Genomic DNA, 17,499 nt, shown 5'->3' on the forward strand with positions numbered 1-17,499 from the left:
TGAAGGATCAACCGGCGCGCGAGGCGTCGGCAAGCGGGGCGGTGCGTGTTCCGGCGCGGCGCGCATACAGACCGGTCAGCCAGTCGAGTGCGCAGTAGAAGGCGCCGGCCGCCAGCGGCGGGTTGGCGGCCGTCAGCGGCAGGCCAGGGACTTCGGGCCGCCAGATCCAGCAGCCGAGCGCGGTGCCGTACAGCTCCATCGCCAGCGCCAGCACGAACATGGTTGAGTAAAGGCGCGGCGACGGACCGAAGCGCAGCGCGAGCAGGTAGAGCGCGAACAGCGGCAGGCTGATGCCGTCGGCCCCGAACAGCGCACAGGCCGCCACCAGGCCGAGCGCAAGCGGCGGCACGGCGTCTGTCACACCGTGCGGCAGGCGTTCGCTCAGCCACACGCCCAGCGCGAACAGCAGCACGTGGCCCGGCGGCACGAACAGCGGCAGATTGCCGAGGCGGTAGTCGTACAGCCCCCACCACAGCGACAGCACGATTTCGCCGAAGGTGGCCCAGGCGAGGCAGATCATCCACTGCGCGCGCTGCCCGGGCGCGGCGCGCAGACAGAGCGCGCCGAGCAGTGCCCAGGTCCACAGTGCGACGACGTGCGGCGCCCACGCGGCGCCATGCGCGTCCAGCCAGAGGCCGCCGACGATGGTCAGCACGATGGCGAGGGCGAAGGGCTTGGTCATCTATATATATGCGGTCGGGCCGGGCGGGAGGTCGGCCGGGCCTGCATGGTAGACTCTGCGCCTCGAAAAATCGCGGGTTTTCCCATGTCCGGCAATACTTTGGGCACGCTTTTCTGTGTCACCTCCTTTGGTGAGTCGCATGGCCCGGCCATCGGCTGCGTGGTCGACGGCTGTCCGCCGGGGCTGGCGCTGAGCGCCGCCGACATCCAGGCCGAACTGGACCGGCGCAAGCCCGGCACCTCGCGCCACGTGACGCAGCGGCGCGAGCCGGACGAAGTGGAAATCCTGTCCGGCGTGTTCGAAGGTGTCACCACCGGCACGCCGATCGCGCTGCTTATCCGCAACCAGGACCAGCGCTCGAAGGACTACGGCAACATCGCCGAAACCTTCCGCCCGGGACACGCCGACTACGGCTACTGGCAGAAGTACGGCATCCGCGACCACCGTGGCGGCGGCCGCTCGTCGGCGCGTGAGACCGCGGTGCGCGTGGCGGCCGGCGCGATCGCCCGCAAGTGGCTGCGCGAGCGCTACGGCATCGAAATCCACGGCTGGATGAGCCAGCTCGGCCCGATCCGCATCGAATACCGCGACCGCGACGCGATCGCCAGCAACCCCTTCTTCGCGCCGGACGCCACCATCGTCCCCGAACTCGAACTGTTCATGGACCAGCTGCGCAAGTCGGGCGACTCCTGCGGTGCCCGCATCGACGTGGTTGCCAGTGGCGTGCCCGTGGGCTGGGGCGAACCGGTGTATGACCGGCTGGACGCCGACATCGCGCACGCGATGATGGGCATCAACGCGGTCAAGGGTGTCGAGATCGGCGCCGGTTTCGCCAGCGTCGAACAGCGCGGCACCGAGCACTCGGACGAAATGTCGCCGCAGGGCTTCCTGTCGAACAACGCCGGCGGCGTGCTGGGCGGCATTTCGACCGGGCAGGACGTGCGCGTGTCGATCGCCATCAAGCCCACCTCCAGCATCCGGCTGGACCGTCACTCGATCGACAAGGCCGGCAATCCGGTCATCGTCAATACGCACGGCCGGCACGACCCCTGCGTCGGCATCCGTGCCACGCCAGTGGCTGAAGCCATGCTGGCGCTGGTGCTGATGGACCACGCGTTGCGCCACCGCGCACAGTGCGGCGACGTCGACTGCCCGACGCCGCGCATTCCGGCGGCCGCCCCGGCCGACGTGATCGAACGGCTGCGCGCGCAACGCGACGCCGCCGTGGATGACCCGGAGCCGGACGAGGCCTGAGCGACACCGTCCGCCGATGCGCCCTGGCTGGCGCACCGGCGGCCCGGCAGCGGTGCGCGGCCTTGCTCGCCGTGAATTCGCCGGCCCCGCCTCCGGTTCTTCCCCGGGCCTGACCTCAGCGCCCGGCTGCAGCACCTTCCTCCCGATCTTCCCGACTGTCCGATCCCGTCGCCGACACCGGTCCGCGTGACCCGTGTCAGGCGGAATCGCCGTTGCTGCCAAGCAGTAAATCGTCACCTTTTCGGAAATGTTCCCGTCAATACCGGGGCTCGGTCCCGGCCGGAGGGCAACAGCCGGTGTTCGGCCACAGACCGGGCCCGTCGGCCGATCCCGCCTACCCGTGCGGCATGCGCGCATTCCTCGGGAATGAAATTGGCGCCCGGGAAGTTTTCCCCGCGTTATCTGCACGGGATGTTTTCCCTGTTTCCACGTGACGCGCCTCGGTACAAGACGGGAAACAAATAGCCCGTGGCGTTGTAGGAGTCCGTCCTACATCGAGGTCGATGACAAGGCATACAAGAAGAGGAGGGGCGAGGTCGCTGGCGGCACTCGCTCTGGCCGCTGGGCCATACACCGGTACCGCAATCGCGCAGGAGGAGGGGGTGATCGAGCTGGCACCGGTCGAGATTCGCGCGCCGCGTCTCATCACGCCCTTACCGGGCGTGGTGATTGATCGCGATCAGGCGACAACAAACGTGCAGCGTGCGACCGCCTCGGAAATTGAGCGTGCGCAGTCGATCAGCATCACCGATTTCATGAACGGACAGATGCAATCGGTCAGCGTCAATGACTACCAGGGCAATCCGTTTCAGCAGGATCTCGTATTCCGGGGGTTCTCCGCGTCCCCACAGATCGGCACGCCTCAGGGCCTTTCGGTTTATCTGGATGGAGTGCGTATCAATGAGGCATTCGGTGAAGTAGTGAACTGGGACATGCTGCCGATGAATGCCATCGCAAGCATGGACGTTCTTCCCGGTTCCAACCCGCTGTTCGGCCTGAATACACTGGGCGGTGCGATCGCGATCCGGACCAAAAATGGCTTCGACGACACAGGAGTCCAGGTTGAAGGACTGACCGGCTCTTGGGGGCGCCGCCAGTACCAGGGATCATTCGGTGCAAACAATGGCACCGTCGGCCTGTTCGCGGCTGCGAACATTTTTGACGAGGATGGGTGGCGCATCAACTCTCCATCCGAAGTTCGCCAGTTCTTCAGTGCCTTGACCGTTCGGGGTCGGAATGTCGAACTGAATCTCAGTGGCATCAAGGCAGACAATCGGCTGGTTGGCAACGGCCTCGTGCCGATTGACGATTTCAGGCGCGATACAGGCTCCGTATTCACATCGCCGGACAAGGTCCGGAACGACCTTTCGCACCTGAATCTTAACGGCCGTCTGGATCTCGATCAGCAAACGAGTATTTCACTGCTTGCCTACCACCGCACCCTACGCCAGAACGCCATGGGTGCCGACTTCTACGACGAGTTTCCGGCGTTGGCCGACCGGGGGTTTTCCTGTCCCAACGGTAGCGCCGTGGACGGCGCGATTGATGGAGGTAGCGGCTGCGCCGGCGTGCTGCCGAACGGGCTGTTCAATTTTTCGTCGCTGAGCGGAAAATCCAACGGCCTGGCCATGCAGTTGAGCGTTGTGACGGAGCGCCACCAGCTGGTTGTGGGGGCAAGCTACGACCGCAATCGGCTGCGCTTCTCGCAGTCGCAGCTACTCGGAGAGATATCGGCGAGCCGAGAGGTGGTGGCTAATCCCGACAAGTTCTATGACGACTGTCTGGATGATCCGGCGAGTTGCGATCCGCTCAATCCGTACATTCCCGCCGCACGTTTTCCGGTTGTTCGCAACGAACTGACCGGTGGCAGCACGACCCGCGCGCTGTTCTTTTCGGACATATGGGCGCCTGTCGACAATCTGAACGTGAGCTTCGGAGCTCGTTTAAGCAAGACGCGCGTGCTTAACAACTTGAGTTCGGATGTCGGCAAAGCGCTCTACAACTTCGATCCGCAGGAACTGGATCCTAAGGATCCCGCGCATTCGCCGGAGAGTCGCTTCGTCGCCAGCGCTGGCGACTACACCTACAAGAGTCTGAATCCGGCAATCGGTGTGTCCTGGCTGCCGTCGTCGGACCTCAGCCTGTTCGCCAGCGTCAGTCGCGGGGCGCGTGCCCCGTCGGCGATCGAGTTGGGCTGTGCGATCGATCGCACGCAGATTATCAATAGCACGAACTATCAGTACGGGTGTTCGATCCCGACAGCGCTGACCTCTGACCCCTATCTGAGGCAGGTACGTTCGTTGAGCACGGAGATTGGCGCGCGTGGCCGTTACAGCGGCTTCGACTGGAATGTGGGCCTGTTCCGGACCGCGCTGACGGACGACATCCTTTTCGTCCCGCTCGGGCGCAAGAACCGGGGGGTGTTCGACAACTTCGGCAAGACGCGTCGTGAGGGGCTGGAATCCGGATTCTCCGGACCGATCGGCAAGGCGCATCTGCGCATGAACTACACCTACCTCCGTGCAACCTATGAATCACCGGCCCGCATCATCAACCCGAACAACAGCAGCAACGAGGTCTCGCTGACCGACCTGCAGAACTACGTAAGCATCTCGCCGGGCGACTCGATGGCCGGTATTCCTCGGCATATCTTCCAGGCCAGTCTTGGCTATTCGCCGAGTGATCGCTGGGACATGACGCTCGGCATGGTCATGCACTCCTCTGCTTATGTACGCGGTAATGAAAACAACGAACACGCTCCGCGGCCGGCGTCGAACGAAGTCGTCGCGGGGGGAAACCGTGATCCCTACGACTATGTCGGCCCCGGAAAAACGCCGGGTTATGCGGTGTTCAATCTCCGTCTGCAGTACCGCATCGTGCCCGACATCACGCTTTTTGCCCGCATCGACAACCTCTTCGACCGCCGATATCTGACAGCCGGCGATCTTGGCCGCACACCTTTCACGGGGGGAAGCGGCTTCATCGATCCCAGCGGCTTCAATTTCAACTCGAGCCAGTGGCTCAACACGACATTCGTCGGGCCCGGTGCGCCGCGTGCGTTCTGGATAGGCATCAAGGTGGCCCTTGGTAGTCGTTCGGAGCGTCTCGCCGCTGTTGATCCCGACGGTAGCTAGCGTTCTTTCGAACTTTCATTTCAACAGCAAGGAGGCGGTCATGAATACGCGCATACGCGCAACCTTCGCAGTTTTTGCGACGACGCTCGCTCCGGTGGCTTTCGCCGGCGGTTTTGTCGATCTTCCGAATGGCGCGCTGGGTACCGCTGCGCCGTGCCTGAATAGCGTGCGCTGCAATGGCGTGAACAACGTTGCCGTCGATCCCTTCTACATTGCACCGGGTGCCATCCAGGGTACCGCGACGGTAACAGTCGGCGTCGGTGGCGCTGCGACGACGAGAACGGTCAATGTTCACGACTTCCCGACACAGTTCACGCTGCTTGACTCCAAGGTCACGTCGTTTTCTGTTGCATCGGCGGGTGGCCCCTATTCAGGCACCTTCTTCGATTACGTCTTCATCGATACGACGACGGATACGCTGGTGTTCGGATCCCGCCTGGAGATGATCGGGTTGTCCGAAGCGAACGACATATTTCGTCGTGGTTTTAGCGACTATGAAACCGAGGTGGCCTGGACGCGCATCTACTCATCCTCGTCCGGGAATGATCTGCGCCTTTACTCCGCTGCTCGATCCGAGGTCGGCCTGAAAGGCGGCGCCGATCCGCTTCCCGGTTCGGCCAACTACACCAACGATGTGGTTGACCTGCGCTCGGACGTCAATCAGGCCGAGCGCAATCCATTCAGCGGTCTGTACCTTATCCGTACCGATGCCACGCTTGCCAACGGCTATTCGCTGGTTGCTGATGCGGCCGCGATCAGACAAGCCGGCGAGGAAGGGCAGGCTGTACTCACGCTGAATTTCCAGGCTTTTGCGCCGAATCCGATAGCGGCGATTCCGGAACCATCCGCCTACGTGATGCTTGCGTCCGGTCTGTTGCTGATCGGTGTTCACGCGCGGCGCCGTTCAACGTCCTCTCACCCTGTTTGATCCCCCCATGTACACAAGGAGAACACCATGCTGAACGCCAGAAGGACATTGCTCGCCCTCGGACTTGCCGCGTCGGTCGGCACGCCAGCCTGGGCCGGCGACTTCGTGACCCTGCCCACCAGTGGAAATCTGCGGGTCGAGGACTACGAACAGTTCCAGATTGACTCGGGACCGCTTGTTGGCCCGAATACCTACGCCTTCCCGTCGTTCCTGACGCTGGTGGAAGAACGCTCGTCATCGTTCGGGCTGGACGGAGAAGTGCTTGGAAACTTTGTCGACTACGTATTCTCGGATGCTGCCGGCAGTCTCTACTTCGGTTCGCGTCTGGTTCTTGCGGAACCCGACGGTGACGACTACTTCGAGATCAACGATCTTTTCCGCACCGGCTATGCCACGGCGGGGGATGTTGCAGTTGGCTGGAGTTACGTGACCGACTACGACCTCTACATCTATGCCGCCGGCCGCACGTCCGCCGGGTTCGGAGAGACCGACACGCTTGATCTGGACAGCGTGGGTTTCCGCTCCGACATCAACTTCGAAGAAGGCAATCCGCAGACGGCGCTCTATCTGATCAAGACTCAGGCTACCGGCTACCAGTGGCTCGACAACGCCGTGCGGCTGCGTCAGGGGGGGGAGGAGGGAGATGACGGCGTTATCAACATCTCGTTCGCCGGCTTCGCCCCCGTGACCGCGCCGGTTCCCGAGCCCTCCAGCTACGCGATGCTGCTCGGCGGTCTTGCCCTGACTGCATGGGCGGCGCGCAATCGCCGCAGGGCCTGACAGGACGTGTTTCCCCGGGCCGAAGACTGATCACCTTCGGCCGTCTCGACAGCTCGCGCGTGGGCTGGGCAATACCGTCATTCATCAATCAAGAACGAAAAAAGGAACAACATGGCTACGATCAAACATCTCGTTGCGTGCTCCGCGCTTTCCCTCCTGGCCTGTTCCGTTCAGGCCGGCGGATTCGTCGACGTGCTGAATACTGGAGAACGTACTCCTGGCTCCGTCAACAACATCGAGACTGATCCCTTCTACATCTCGGGTATTCCGGCGAACTGGAGTTTGCTGGACACCCGCACTACCGCTGTCAGTTTCGATGTCTACAATGCTGGCCGCACGGCGCTGCTAGGTAACTTCACTGTTGGCACGTTCATCGACAGCGTGTGGAGCGACGCTTCCACGAACTCTCTGGTGTTCGGTAGCTATTTCAAGCTCGACGATGCCAGCCATGGCATTACCGAAATCAATGCGCTGGTGCGCTCGGGCTTCGGAGATTTCGATACCGTTTCGGCTGCGTGGACCCGAGCAGCTGGCATCTATGCAGGCGCCGCAAATGGCTATCGACTCAGGGATCCCGCCCGTTCGGACTACGTTGCGATCTATGACGCAGCAAACGCAGCGGCGGGGGGCTACCGCGATCTCGACAAGATCGCGATCCGTACTGATGTGAGCCTCGCCGAAACCAATCCGAATTCAGGCATCTACTTTCTGAGTGTGGATGCGACGGGCTACACCTACGAATGGAGCGATGACGTCATTCGGATCGTTCAGGGCGCTTCCAGCAGCGAGGGCGGTCGCATCTTCCAGGACACTCATCTGGCCGGCTTCCGCGCTGTGGCTGCGGTACCGGAACCGTCCGAGTACGCGATGTTCCTCGCCGGTCTGGGCATGGTCGGCTTCGTCGCCCGCCGCCGCATGAACCGCATCTGAGTTTCACGCCTCGACCCGGGCAACCGGGCGTTTCTTTGAGCCAGGCCTCGTGCCTGGCTTTTTTCATCCGAACAGCCTGGCGACCTCACGCGGTGCGCAGCGCAGATACTGTGGCGCCACCTTGATCTGCGCGCCGAGCTTGGCTGCGGCATGCCAGGGCCAGCGCGGGTCGTACAGCATCGCGCGGGCGACGCCGATCAGGTCGGCCTGGCCGGCGGCGAGTATGGCTTCGGCGTGCTCCGGCTCGGTGATCAGGCCGACCGCGATGGTCGGCAGTCCTGTTTCGGCGCGGATGCGTTCGGCGAAGGCGACCTGATAGCCCGGCGTGAGCGGAATCTGCTGCGCGGTCGATACGCCGCCGCTCGATACGTGGATGAAGCTCGCGCCGCGCGCCTTGAGCGCCTGCGCGAGGACCACGCTCTGTTCGATGTCCCAGCCGCCGTCCACCCAGTCGCTGGCGGAAATGCGCATGCCGACCGGCCGGTCGTGCGGGAAGGCTTCGCGCACCGCGTCGAACACCTCGAGCGGAAAGCGCAGCCGGTTCTCGAGCGTGCCGCCGTAGGCGTCATCACGTGCATTGGCCAGCGGTGACAGGAACTGGTGCAGCAGGTAGCCGTGTGCGCCGTGCACCTCGATGGCGTCCAGTTCGAGCCGCGCCGCGCGCTTTGCCGCGTCGGCAAAGGCGGTGCGCACCCGGCGCAGGCCGTCGGCGTCGAGTGAATGTGGCGGGTTCTCGTGCGCGGCGTGCGGGATCGAGGAGGGCGCCACGGTCTGCCAGCCGCCGGCGGTCGGCGCGATCTGCGCGCCGCCCTCCCAAGGTCGTGCCACCGAAGCCTTGCGGCCGGCATGGCCGAGCTGGATCGCGATCGGCATGCTGGAGTGGGCACGCACACCGTCGAGCACGCGACGCAATGCGGCTTCGTTGTCATCGTTCCACAGGCCGAGGTCGGCGGCAGAAATGCGACCGTCGGCTTCGACCGCAGTCGCTTCGATCACGAACAGGCCGGCGCCCGACAGCGCCATCTGGCCGATGTGCATCAGGTGCCAGTCGGTCGCGTTGCCGTCGCTGGCCGAGTACTGGCACATCGGCGCGATGACGATGCGGTTGGACAGCCTGAGGCCGCCGAGGTCGTAGGGCTGGAAGAGCGGGCTGGACATGAATGGGATCTCGCGGTCGTTGAAGGGCGGGCGGCGCGGCCGCAGCGCCCTGCAATCTACCGCCGACCGCCGGCCCGCGTCGACTTTCGCGACACCGGCGGCTGCATCGTCAGAGCCCCAGTTCGGACAGGCCGGGATGATCGTCGGGACGCCGTCCCTGCGGCCAGCGGAACAGGCGTTCCGACTCGCTGATCGCCAGGTCGTTGATGCTGGCGTGGCGGTGCGCCATCAGGCCCTTATCGTCGAATTCCCAGTTTTCGTTGCCGTAGGAGCGGAACCAGTTGCCGGCGTCGTCCTGCCATTCGTAGGCGAAGCGCACGGCGATGCGGTTGCCGGCGGTGCACCACAGTTCCTTGATCAGCCGGTACTCGCGCTCCTTCGCCCACTTGCGGGTCAGGAAGTCGACGATCTCGGCGCGGCCGCGCAGGAACTCCGAGCGGTTGCGCCAGCGGCTGTCGGCGGTGTAGGCGAGCGATACGCGTTGCGGGTCGCGGCTGTTCCAGCCGTCTTCGGCGGCGCGCACCTTCTGCGCAGCGGTTTCGGACGTGAAGGGCGGCAGGGGCGGGCGGGGGGCGTCGGTCATGGCAAAGGCTCCGGGGGTTGAAAATAGACAGGTCTGTCTACATACTTGAACAAGACAGGTCTGTCTGTCAACATGAATGGATGTTCACATCTCTCGACGATCTCGCCGGACCCGGTCCGCTGCCCGAACAGGATGCGCGGACCCGCGTACTCGAATGCGCCTACCGGTTGTTCTACCGCCACGGCCTGCGCGCCACCGGCATTGACCGCATCATTGCCGAGTCGGGTGTCGCCAAGGCGTCGTTCTACCGCCACTTTCCGACCAAGCAGGCGCTGGTCGAGGCCTATCTGGACCTGCGCCACGCGCGCTGGATGGGCTGGCTGGAAAGCCGGCTTGCTGCTGCGCCGGATGCCCGCGCCTGGTTGGCTGCGCTGCCCGATGCGCTGGACGACTGGTTCCGCGCGCCCGGCTTTCGCGGCTGTGCCTTCATCAATGGTCATGCCGAAGCCGGTACGGACGCGCCGCCGATGACGGTGACGCACAAGCGGGAACTGGCGGCGCGGATCGAAGCGGCCTGTCGCGAGGCAGGTTTCGTTCGACCGGACGAGGTTGCCGCCGATCTGCTGCTGCTCATCGAGGGCGCCATCGTGCGCGCGCAGATGGAAGGCGCGGACGCGGCCCGCGCGCCGCTGGCACGGGTGTTTGCGCGGGTGCTCGCCGGGGCGGAGCGCGCATGCGTCTGACACCTGATTCGTGGCCGGAGTCAGGGCCGGGGTTCTGTGGGAGGGGTCTTGACCCCGACAGCAGCCCGCATCGAAGTCCGCAAAGGCCCTGTCGCTGCCAAGGCGGCTCTCACTGGGAGAGGTGGTGTGCGGTAAGTACAGCGACGGGGCTTGTCGTCAGCGGCCGGCGTTACCGCTGCGCCACCACGCCTGCATCGTTCGGCCGGTCGGCTCGATGGTTTCGCCGGCAGGGTTCAGTGGCCAGTGCCAGCGGGGACCGGCAGCCCAGCCGTCGGCGACGAGGCGCTCCGGCAGACCCGGCAGCAGCACTTCGTCCGGCGCATTCGCTCGAGTCTGCGCGTACTCGATGATCAGGCAGGCGTGCGGCACGCGGCCGAGTGCATCGATGTGCGCCTGCTGTATCGCCGCGCCGTAGCGCTCGACGGCCGACTCGGCCTCGCCGCGCTCCAGAAGCGTCGCGCACGGCAGCAGCGGCAGTTGCGACAGCAGGTTCACCGAGGCGCACCAGGCGTCGGCCGGCATCGCGGGTGCGGCGTGCAACGGATCGCGCGACAGGTCCTCTAGCACGCCGCTCACGTCCTGCCGTACACAGCGCACCCGCCCTGAGTGCTTGCGAATGGCAGCACGCGCAGCCGGGCCGAAGCACACGTCTACGAGGTCTATGGTTTCGAACAGGTCGAGCAGTTCGCGCAGTGGCACGTCCTGCAGCAGACCTGCGCCCTTGATCCACGCGCGCCGCGGTGCATCAGGTGCTGCGGCGGAAAGGCGGGCGGCGGCGAGCAAGGCGGCGCGCGTCTGCGCGATGTGCTCTGCCCAGTGCGTGCGCAGCCGGCGGTGGCGCACGGCGAGCGCGGCCGCCTCACGGCGCAGACCAAGGCGCTGCGCCGCCGGCAGACAGTCCAGGCCTGCCCAGGCAATCAGTTCCTCGATCATGCGGCGTCCGGCGGGAACAGCGCGCGGGCGCGTGGTGCCGGGTCGAGCCGGTAGAAGCGGGCCAACTGCTCGTACAGATCCGGCCAGGCCTGCTGTATCAGGTCAGGGATTTCGAAGAAGCACTCCGACATGACGGCGAAGAACTCGGCCGGGCTTTCCGCGGCGTATTCGTCGATGCCGGTGTCCACGCCGGCGTCGACGTCGGCACAGAAGCGCTCGTAGGCGGTCGACCACACGCTGGCCCAGCGCTGCACGCTCATGCCGGCATGCAGCGGCGGCAGACCGTCAGGCTCGCCGTTGCGCATGTCCAGCTTGTGCGCGAATTCGTGGATGACCACATTGATGCCGTCGGCCGCCAGCGATTCCGGCTGCCAGGACAGCAGTACCGGGCCGCCTTCCCACGCCTCGCCGACCAGCGTGTCCTCGTATTCGTGCACGACGCCGGCGTCGTCGGTGACCCGGCGCGGCACGACGAAGTCGCCCGGGTAGACCACCACGCCGACCCAGTCGTCGTACCAGTCCAGCCCGAGGTTGAGCACCGGCACGCAGGCCTGCAGCGCGATCTCGAGCAGCATGTCGTCGGTCAGCACGGTGTCGTGGGCGCCGTGGAATTCCTTGCTGGCGATGAACTGCCGCGCCAGTTCACGCAGGCGCGGCCGGTCGGCGGGGTCGAGGAAATCGAGCCAGGGCAGCCGGGCCTCGATGCGGGCCCACTGTTCGTCGGGTACGTCGGGCAGTTCGGGTTCGACGGCGGAAACGAGTCGGCGCAGCCAGTGCAACATCCGGAAGTAATCCTCTCTTGCGCGGGGTGGGGGCAGCGCCTATTGTGAAGGCTCTGCAACCACGAAAGGAGGTGATCCGTGATGAAACGTCTCGCGATCCTGCTGGGGCTGGCGATGTTTGCGTCGTCCAGTGCCGTTCTTGCATGCCCGGGCGAAAAGCACGGCGACGCCAAACCCCAGAGCTCCCAGCCGGAGAAGCCAAAGACCTGATTCCGCGCAACTGTCGTGAGACAGGTGTGCGAGGGGCGACCGCGAAAGCGGTCGCCCTTTTTCGTTGACCTGGTGCGTCGGGAACTCACCCTGCGGGGGTGGTGAATGACGTGTGGGCGTCTGTGGCGGTCATCGGGCGAAGACTGCGCCGTGAATCGAATACCGCGGGCCTGCAGCGGCTGCGTCGCGGCCAAGGCCGATCCCAAAGGAATCGCGCCCAATCGGTGATCGGAGCCGGAGTTCTGTGGGAGGGGTCTTCCGACCACGACAGCAGCCTGTATCGAAGCCGGTAGCCTGCAACCGCCGCGTCGCGGTCAGAAGACCGCTCCCACAGGGGAATGCGCCAGACCCGCGGCCCGAGCCCGGGCGGGCCCTCTGTGGGAGGGGTCTTCCGACCCCGACAGCGGCCTGTATCGAAGCCGGTAGCCTGCAACCGCCGCGTCGCGGTCAGAAGACCTCTGCCACAACGACAGCGCTCACTGTCGCCCGCTTCAGAAAGTCCCGTTCAGCGCCCGCCGCAGCGTACTGGACGGCAGTTCGCCGAACAGTTCGCGGTAGTCGTGCGAGAAGTGGCCGAGGTGCCAGAAGCCCCATTGCATCGCGATGTCGTGCACGCTGCGCGCCGGGTCGCTGCCGTGCTGCAGCGCGCGCCGCACGGCGTTCAGCCGCACGCGTTTCAGGTAATCCTTCGGTGCCATGCCGAGCACGCTGTTGAAGTGGTTCTGCAGCGTGCGGCGCGTGACGTGCAGGCGTTCGCACAGTTCGTCTACGCCGTCGACCGAGCTTTCCGGCTTCAGCGCGATGCGCCGCGCCTGCATCACGATGTCGAAGCGGCGCTGTTCGAGTGCTGTGCGCGACGGCGGCGCCGGGTCGTCGCCCAGGCTGTCGAGCAGCAGATCGACCAGATCGGCGCACAGATCGCCGGACGGGGTGGTGGCACCGACCGGTTCCAGCAGGCCTTCGATCAGGAAACACAGTTCGCTGTGCCGCGATGGACTGAGCGCGCGGCTGGCGACCGAGCCGTGCAGCAGCAGCTGTTCGAGCTTGTGTCCGTGGCGGCCGGTCAGGCGCGAGGCGAGCCAGCCTTCGTCGGCGACGATGCCGTAGATGCCGAAGTCGCGCGGCGTGCGCAGCGTGAAGCCGCTGCTGGCGCGCGCCATCATCAGATGCACCCCATCGCTGTGCGGCCGGCCGCAGAAGCGCACTTCACCGGTGCGCGACAGATCGGGCAGGCCCATCCACACCGAGCCCGACCACGGGCCGCACTGCTGGCTGGTTTCCTGTTCGGTGTATTCGTGGAACACCTGCAAGCGCGGGCCGTTCTCGACCAGCATTTCGCGGATGCAGCCGCTGAACACGCCACCCGACAACTGCTCGTATTCCTGATGCCAGCGCGAAATATTGTCCGCGTGCTCCGCGACGTCGTCGCTGCGGCACACGCGGATCCCGTCCTTCGGGGCGCTTCTGGTGGCGTCCTCCGCGGTCGGGGCTGGCGCGATGTCATGTCCCATGTTCTGCCTCTCCTCCTGTCGCTCGCGCGAACAGGAATGTACCGTGATTGCAGGGACTTAGCATTCCCCGTGCCAACTGCCGCAAACAGCTTTTCCGATTCGGGATAGTGCACTGCCGCGACTTTTCCGATTCCGGATAGTGGGGACGCCTTCCCGGTGATCGAATGAAAAAGAGGTTCCGCGCCGGGCGGAACAGATCCGGGAGAGGAAAACATGTCGTCAACACTGAATGCGACCGGGGCGGGCGGCCCGCAGTCGCTGAAGAAGGTGCTGGGTCCGCTGCAGCTGTGGGGCATCGCGGTCGGACTGGTCATTTCGGGCGAGTACTTCGGCTGGAGCTATGGCTGGAACTCGGCCGGCACGCTGGGCTTCCTGTGCGCGACCGTGCTGGTTGCGGCCATGTACGCGACCTTCATCTTCAGCTTCACCGAACTGTCTACCGCCATCCCGCACGCCGGCGGTCCCTTCGCCTACGCGCGGCGCGCCTTCGGACCCTTCGGCGGCTTCATCGCCGGTTTCGCCACGCTGGTCGAATTCGTGTTCGCGCCGCCGGCGATCTCGCTGGCCATTGGCGCCTACCTGAACGTGCAGTTCCCCAGCGTCGATCCGAAGATGATCGCGCTCGGCGCCTACGTCGTGTTCATCGCGCTGAACTGGGTGGGGGTGAGCATCGCCGCTACCTTCGAACTGTTCGTGACGCTGCTCGCCATCTTCGAACTGCTGCTGTTCATGGGCATCGTCGCGCCCGGCTGGAGCATGGCGAACTTCGTCGCCAATGGCTGGGCCGGCCAGAACGAGTTCTCCGGCGTCGCGCTGGCGGGCATCTTCGCGTCCATCCCGTTCGCCATCTGGTTCTTCCTGGCGATCGAGGGCGCGGCGATGGCGGCCGAGGAGGCACGCGACCCGAAGCGCACGATTCCGGTCGCCTACGTGGCCGGCATCCTTACCCTGCTGGTGCTCGCCTTCGGCGTCATGATCTTCGCCGGCGGCGTCGGCGACTGGCGCCAGATCGCCAACATCAACGATCCGCTGCCGCAGGCGATGAAGGCGGTGGTGGGCGAGAACAGCGGCTGGCTGCACATGCTGGTGTGGATCGGCCTGTTCGGCCTGATCGCCTCCTTCCACGGCATCATCATGGGCTACTCGCGGCAGATATTCGCGCTCGCCCGTGCCGGCTACCTGCCGCGCTACTTCGCCGCACTCAGCCCGCGTTTCCAGACGCCGCACCGCGCACTGCTGGCGGGGGGCGTGATCGGCGTGGTCGCCATCTTCAGCGACTCGTGGATCAGCTTCGGCGGACAGACGCTGACCGCCAACATCGTCACGATGTCGGTATTCGGTGCCATCGTCATGTACATCATGTCCATGGCCTCGCTGTTCAAGCTGCGCAAGAGCGAGCCGCTGCTGGAACGTCCGTACCGCGCGCCGTTCTATCCGGTATTCCCGGCCATTGCGCTGGCGCTGGGCGTGTTCTGCCTCGGCGCGATGGTGTGGTTCAACACGCTGCTGGCCGGCGTCTTCCTCGGCCTGTTCGCGCTCGCCTCGGCCTACTTCTTCCTGACCGGCCAGCAGCGCGCCGACGCGCCGGAAGACGTGATGCTGGCCGGCAGCCGCTGAGGAGAGCGCCATGGCTTATCGCGTGACGGTGGGCGGGGAGGCGTTCAGCTTCCCCGACCTGAAGACGGTGATGGCCTGCGCCAGCCCGGCCCGCTCGGGCGACGTGCTGGCCGGCGTGGCAGCAGGCTCCGCGCTGCGCCGTGTGGCGGCGCGGCACGCGCTGGCCGACATCCCGCTGGCCACCTTCCTGAACGAGGCGCTGGTGCCGTACGAGGAGGACGAGATCACCCGCCTCATCATCGACAGCCACGACCGCGAAGCCTTCGCACCGATCGCCCATCTGACGGTGGGCGGTTTCCGCGAATGGCTGCTCGACGACGCGGCCGACGCCGATACGCTGGCCGCAGTGTCGCCGGGACTGACGCCGGAAATGGTGGCGGCGGTGAGCAAGCTCATGCGCAACCAGGACCTGATCGCGGTGGCGCGCAAATGCCGCGTGGTGACGCAGTTCCGCAACACGATAGGCCTGCCCGGCCATCTGGCGGTGCGGCTGCAGCCGAACCACCCGACCGACGATCTGCGCGGCGTGGCGGCCTCGACGCTGGACGGTCTGCTGTGCGGCGCCGGCGATGCGGTGATCGGCATCAATCCGGCCTCCGACAGCCTGCCGGCCATCGCCAGCCTGCTGCACATGCTGGACGAGCTGATCGAACGCTTCGACATTCCGACCCAGAGCTGCGTGCTGACGCACGTGACCAACACGGTGAAGCTGATCGAGCAGGGCGCGCCGGTCGATCTGGTGTTCCAGTCGGTCGGCGGCACCGAAAAGACGAACGCCTCGTTCGGCGTCAGTCTGGCGGTACTCGACGAGGCGTATGACGCGGCGCTGTCGCTCGGCCGCGGCACGCTCGGCGACAACGTCATGTATTTCGAGACCGGGCAGGGCAGTGCGCTGTCGGCCAACGCCCACCACGGCGTGGACCAGCAGACCTGCGAGGCGCGCGCCTACGCGGTGGCGCGCCGCTACAAGCCGCTGCTGATCAATACCGTGGTCGGCTTCATCGGCCCGGAGTACCTGTACGACGGCAAGCAGATCATCCGCGCCGGGCTGGAGGATCACTTCTGCGGCAAGCTGCTCGGCCTGCCGCTGGGCTGCGACGTCTGCTACACCAATCACGCCGAAGCCGACCAGGACGACATGGACACGCTGCTGGTGCTGCTCGGCGCCGCCGGCATTCCGTTCGTGATCGGCGTGCCGGGGGCGGACGACATCATGCTCAACTACCAGAGCACCTCCTTCCACGACGCGCTGTTCGTTCGCCGCACGCTGGGCCTGAAGCGCGCGCCCGAATTCGAGCGCTGGCTGCAGTCCATCGGCCTCACCGATCCGAACGGCGAACTGCTGCGCGGCAGCGGCCGCGCGCTGGTCGACGGCATCACCTCGCTGGCTGCGTTGCCCTCGCCGCGCGCCGCATGAAATCCACATCCATTTCAAACAGACCGGGAGCTTTCTTCATGACTTCGATCCGCCACACCACGCTGCTCTGTGCAGCCCTGTTCGCCGCCGCACCGCTGGCACACGCCGAAGAGGCCGCGCCGGCCTCCGACTGGACGGTGCCGATGAGCGTCACGCTGGTCAGCGACTACATCTTCCGCGGCCAGTCGCAGACCTGGGGCGGACCGGCGCTGCAGTTCAGCATCGAGGCGGTGCACAGTTCGGGCTTCTACGCCGGCTTCTTCGCGTCGAACGTATCCGATCACTGGCTGCCGGGCGCAGCGGTCGAAACCGACCTCTACGGTGGCTACCGCACCAAGGTGGCGGACACCGTAGGCGTCGATGTAGGCGCCGTCTATTACATGTACCCCGGCGCCAACTGGGACGATTCGCCCTTCACCGGCTTCAACGCGCGCAACCGTCTCGACACTGCCGAAGCCTATGTCGCGCTGAACTGGGAATGGCTCACCTTCAAGACCGGTCGCACGCTGAACGAATACTTCGGCTGGAGCACCAACAATTCGCCGGTCAATGGTGGCTTCTTCGGTGACCTGTCGGCCGGCGTTACCGGCAATACGCGCGGTTCGCATTACTTCGAACTGAACGCGGCCTACGACGTGGCCGAAGGGTGGAACGTCAGCGGTCAGATCGGCCGCCAGATCGTGCGCAATTCGACCGGACTGGACATTACCTACTACAAGGTCGGCGTCACCCGCGCGCTGCCGGATGGCTGGTCGGCCGGCGTGTTCTACTCGGCATCGAGCGAGCCGAACGCGTACAAGGACTTCGTCAGCCTGGACAACGGGCGGTCGGATTCCGACATTGCGAAGGACAAGCTGTTCGTCAGCGTGACCAAGGCCTTCTGAGATGGCGTCGGCC

The 17,499-nt window shown here is 65.3% G+C and carries 16 protein-coding genes; 10 read left to right on the top strand and 6 right to left on the bottom strand.

What is annotated here, in order from left to right:
* Window positions 1-7 precede the first annotated feature (7 nt).
* The gene (locus WJU27_RS01235) at window positions 8-682 is read right to left on the bottom strand and encodes a hypothetical protein (RefSeq protein ID WP_341420897.1); all 675 of its coding nucleotides are present in this window, start codon (window positions 680-682) and stop codon (window positions 8-10) included.
* 84 nt (window positions 683-766) lie between these two features.
* On the opposite strand from WJU27_RS01235, the gene aroC reads away from it, so the two are divergent.
* The 5 genes from aroC (at window position 767) to WJU27_RS01260 (ending at window position 7,708) form a co-directional block, all read left to right on the top strand.
* Window positions 767-1,936 carry a chorismate synthase gene (gene aroC / locus WJU27_RS01240; RefSeq protein ID WP_029143787.1) on the top strand — a complete coding sequence of 390 codons (1,170 nt, stop codon included), beginning with the start codon at window positions 767-769 and terminating at the stop codon, window positions 1,934-1,936.
* Between the two features lie 602 nt (window positions 1,937-2,538).
* Window positions 2,539-5,070, top strand: coding sequence for a TonB-dependent receptor (locus WJU27_RS01245; RefSeq protein ID WP_341420898.1), 2,532 nt, complete (start codon window positions 2,539-2,541; stop codon window positions 5,068-5,070).
* A 40-nt stretch (window positions 5,071-5,110) separates the two neighbouring features.
* On the top strand, window positions 5,111-5,998 hold the full coding sequence (locus WJU27_RS01250) for a PEP-CTERM sorting domain-containing protein (protein ID WP_341420899.1): 888 nt from the start codon (window positions 5,111-5,113) through the stop codon (window positions 5,996-5,998).
* A gap of 27 nt (window positions 5,999-6,025) precedes the next feature.
* Window positions 6,026-6,778, top strand: coding sequence for a PEP-CTERM sorting domain-containing protein (locus WJU27_RS01255; RefSeq protein ID WP_341420900.1), 753 nt, complete (start codon window positions 6,026-6,028; stop codon window positions 6,776-6,778).
* A gap of 111 nt (window positions 6,779-6,889) precedes the next feature.
* Entirely contained in the window at window positions 6,890-7,708 is an 819-nt protein-coding gene (locus WJU27_RS01260; protein WP_341420901.1) for a PEP-CTERM sorting domain-containing protein, read from the top strand.
* 63 nt (window positions 7,709-7,771) lie between these two features.
* Here WJU27_RS01260 and WJU27_RS01265 read toward each other — a convergent pair whose 3' ends face one another.
* Complete coding sequence (locus WJU27_RS01265; protein ID WP_296812652.1) at window positions 7,772-8,866, bottom strand: NADH:flavin oxidoreductase/NADH oxidase; 1,095 nt, start codon at window positions 8,864-8,866, stop codon at window positions 7,772-7,774.
* 109 nt (window positions 8,867-8,975) lie between these two features.
* Window positions 8,976-9,449: a nuclear transport factor 2 family protein gene (locus tag WJU27_RS01270; RefSeq protein ID WP_020165351.1), complete on the bottom strand. Its 474-nt coding sequence runs from the start codon at window positions 9,447-9,449 to the stop codon at window positions 8,976-8,978.
* Between the two features lie 80 nt (window positions 9,450-9,529).
* On the opposite strand from WJU27_RS01270, the gene WJU27_RS01275 reads away from it, so the two are divergent.
* Window positions 9,530-10,132, top strand: coding sequence for a TetR/AcrR family transcriptional regulator (locus tag WJU27_RS01275; RefSeq protein WP_296812650.1), 603 nt, complete (start codon window positions 9,530-9,532; stop codon window positions 10,130-10,132).
* A 156-nt stretch (window positions 10,133-10,288) separates the two neighbouring features.
* On the opposite strand, the gene WJU27_RS01280 is transcribed toward WJU27_RS01275, so the two are convergent.
* Window positions 10,289-11,065 (bottom strand): hypothetical protein, encoded by a 777-nt coding sequence (locus WJU27_RS01280; RefSeq protein WP_341420902.1) that lies wholly within the window; start codon window positions 11,063-11,065, stop codon window positions 10,289-10,291.
* Window positions 11,062-11,847: a M90 family metallopeptidase gene (locus WJU27_RS01285; RefSeq protein WP_341420903.1), complete on the bottom strand. Its 786-nt coding sequence runs from the start codon at window positions 11,845-11,847 to the stop codon at window positions 11,062-11,064. The genes WJU27_RS01280 and WJU27_RS01285 overlap by 4 nt, the downstream gene beginning before the upstream one ends.
* Window positions 11,848-11,925: 78 nt before the next feature.
* Between WJU27_RS01285 and WJU27_RS01290 the strand changes: the two genes are divergently transcribed.
* Complete coding sequence (locus WJU27_RS01290) at window positions 11,926-12,057, top strand: hypothetical protein (RefSeq protein WP_269744947.1); 132 nt, start codon at window positions 11,926-11,928, stop codon at window positions 12,055-12,057.
* A gap of 491 nt (window positions 12,058-12,548) precedes the next feature.
* Here WJU27_RS01290 and WJU27_RS01295 read toward each other — a convergent pair whose 3' ends face one another.
* Window positions 12,549-13,568 (bottom strand): helix-turn-helix domain-containing protein, encoded by a 1,020-nt coding sequence (locus WJU27_RS01295; protein ID WP_341420904.1) that lies wholly within the window; start codon window positions 13,566-13,568, stop codon window positions 12,549-12,551.
* Between the two features lie 213 nt (window positions 13,569-13,781).
* Between WJU27_RS01295 and eat the strand changes: the two genes are divergently transcribed.
* From eat to WJU27_RS01310, 3 genes are read left to right on the top strand one after another with little or no spacing between them, the layout of a single operon-like run.
* On the top strand, window positions 13,782-15,185 hold the full coding sequence (eat, locus tag WJU27_RS01300) for an ethanolamine permease (RefSeq protein WP_020165345.1): 1,404 nt from the start codon (window positions 13,782-13,784) through the stop codon (window positions 15,183-15,185).
* 10 nt (window positions 15,186-15,195) lie between these two features.
* Complete coding sequence (locus WJU27_RS01305) at window positions 15,196-16,602, top strand: ethanolamine ammonia-lyase subunit EutB (RefSeq protein WP_341420905.1); 1,407 nt, start codon at window positions 15,196-15,198, stop codon at window positions 16,600-16,602.
* A gap of 38 nt (window positions 16,603-16,640) precedes the next feature.
* Complete coding sequence (locus WJU27_RS01310) at window positions 16,641-17,486, top strand: TorF family putative porin (protein ID WP_341420906.1); 846 nt, start codon at window positions 16,641-16,643, stop codon at window positions 17,484-17,486.
* Window positions 17,487-17,499: the final 13 nt, after the last annotated feature.

The sequence above is a fragment of the Methyloversatilis sp. NSM2 genome, assembly GCF_038066675.1.
In the GTDB taxonomy this organism is placed as follows: domain Bacteria; phylum Pseudomonadota; class Gammaproteobacteria; order Burkholderiales; family Rhodocyclaceae; genus Methyloversatilis; species Methyloversatilis discipulorum_A.

What these genes read in the sequence shown, in the direction of transcription:
- WJU27_RS01260 (WP_341420901.1), top strand. Translation starts at nt 6,890, where the DNA reads ATGGCTACGATCAAACATCTCGTTGCGTGCTCCGCGCTTTCCCTCCTG.
- WJU27_RS01275 (WP_296812650.1), top strand. Translation starts at nt 9,530, where the DNA reads ATGTTCACATCTCTCGACGATCTCGCCGGACCCGGTCCGCTGCCCGAA.
- WJU27_RS01305 (WP_341420905.1), top strand. Translation starts at nt 15,196, where the DNA reads ATGGCTTATCGCGTGACGGTGGGCGGGGAGGCGTTCAGCTTCCCCGAC.
- WJU27_RS01265 (WP_296812652.1), bottom strand. Translation starts at nt 8,866, where the DNA reads ATGTCCAGCCCGCTCTTCCAGCCCTACGACCTCGGCGGCCTCAGGCTG.
- WJU27_RS01235 (WP_341420897.1), bottom strand. Translation starts at nt 682, where the DNA reads ATGACCAAGCCCTTCGCCCTCGCCATCGTGCTGACCATCGTCGGCGGC.
- WJU27_RS01255 (WP_341420900.1), top strand. Translation starts at nt 6,026, where the DNA reads ATGCTGAACGCCAGAAGGACATTGCTCGCCCTCGGACTTGCCGCGTCG.
- WJU27_RS01270 (WP_020165351.1), bottom strand. Translation starts at nt 9,449, where the DNA reads ATGACCGACGCCCCCCGCCCGCCCCTGCCGCCCTTCACGTCCGAAACC.
- eat (WP_020165345.1), top strand. Translation starts at nt 13,782, where the DNA reads ATGTCGTCAACACTGAATGCGACCGGGGCGGGCGGCCCGCAGTCGCTG.
- WJU27_RS01250 (WP_341420899.1), top strand. Translation starts at nt 5,111, where the DNA reads ATGAATACGCGCATACGCGCAACCTTCGCAGTTTTTGCGACGACGCTC.
- WJU27_RS01310 (WP_341420906.1), top strand. Translation starts at nt 16,641, where the DNA reads ATGACTTCGATCCGCCACACCACGCTGCTCTGTGCAGCCCTGTTCGCC.
- aroC (WP_029143787.1), top strand. Translation starts at nt 767, where the DNA reads ATGTCCGGCAATACTTTGGGCACGCTTTTCTGTGTCACCTCCTTTGGT.
- WJU27_RS01280 (WP_341420902.1), bottom strand. Translation starts at nt 11,065, where the DNA reads ATGATCGAGGAACTGATTGCCTGGGCAGGCCTGGACTGTCTGCCGGCG.
- WJU27_RS01295 (WP_341420904.1), bottom strand. Translation starts at nt 13,568, where the DNA reads ATGGGACATGACATCGCGCCAGCCCCGACCGCGGAGGACGCCACCAGA.
- WJU27_RS01285 (WP_341420903.1), bottom strand. Translation starts at nt 11,847, where the DNA reads ATGTTGCACTGGCTGCGCCGACTCGTTTCCGCCGTCGAACCCGAACTG.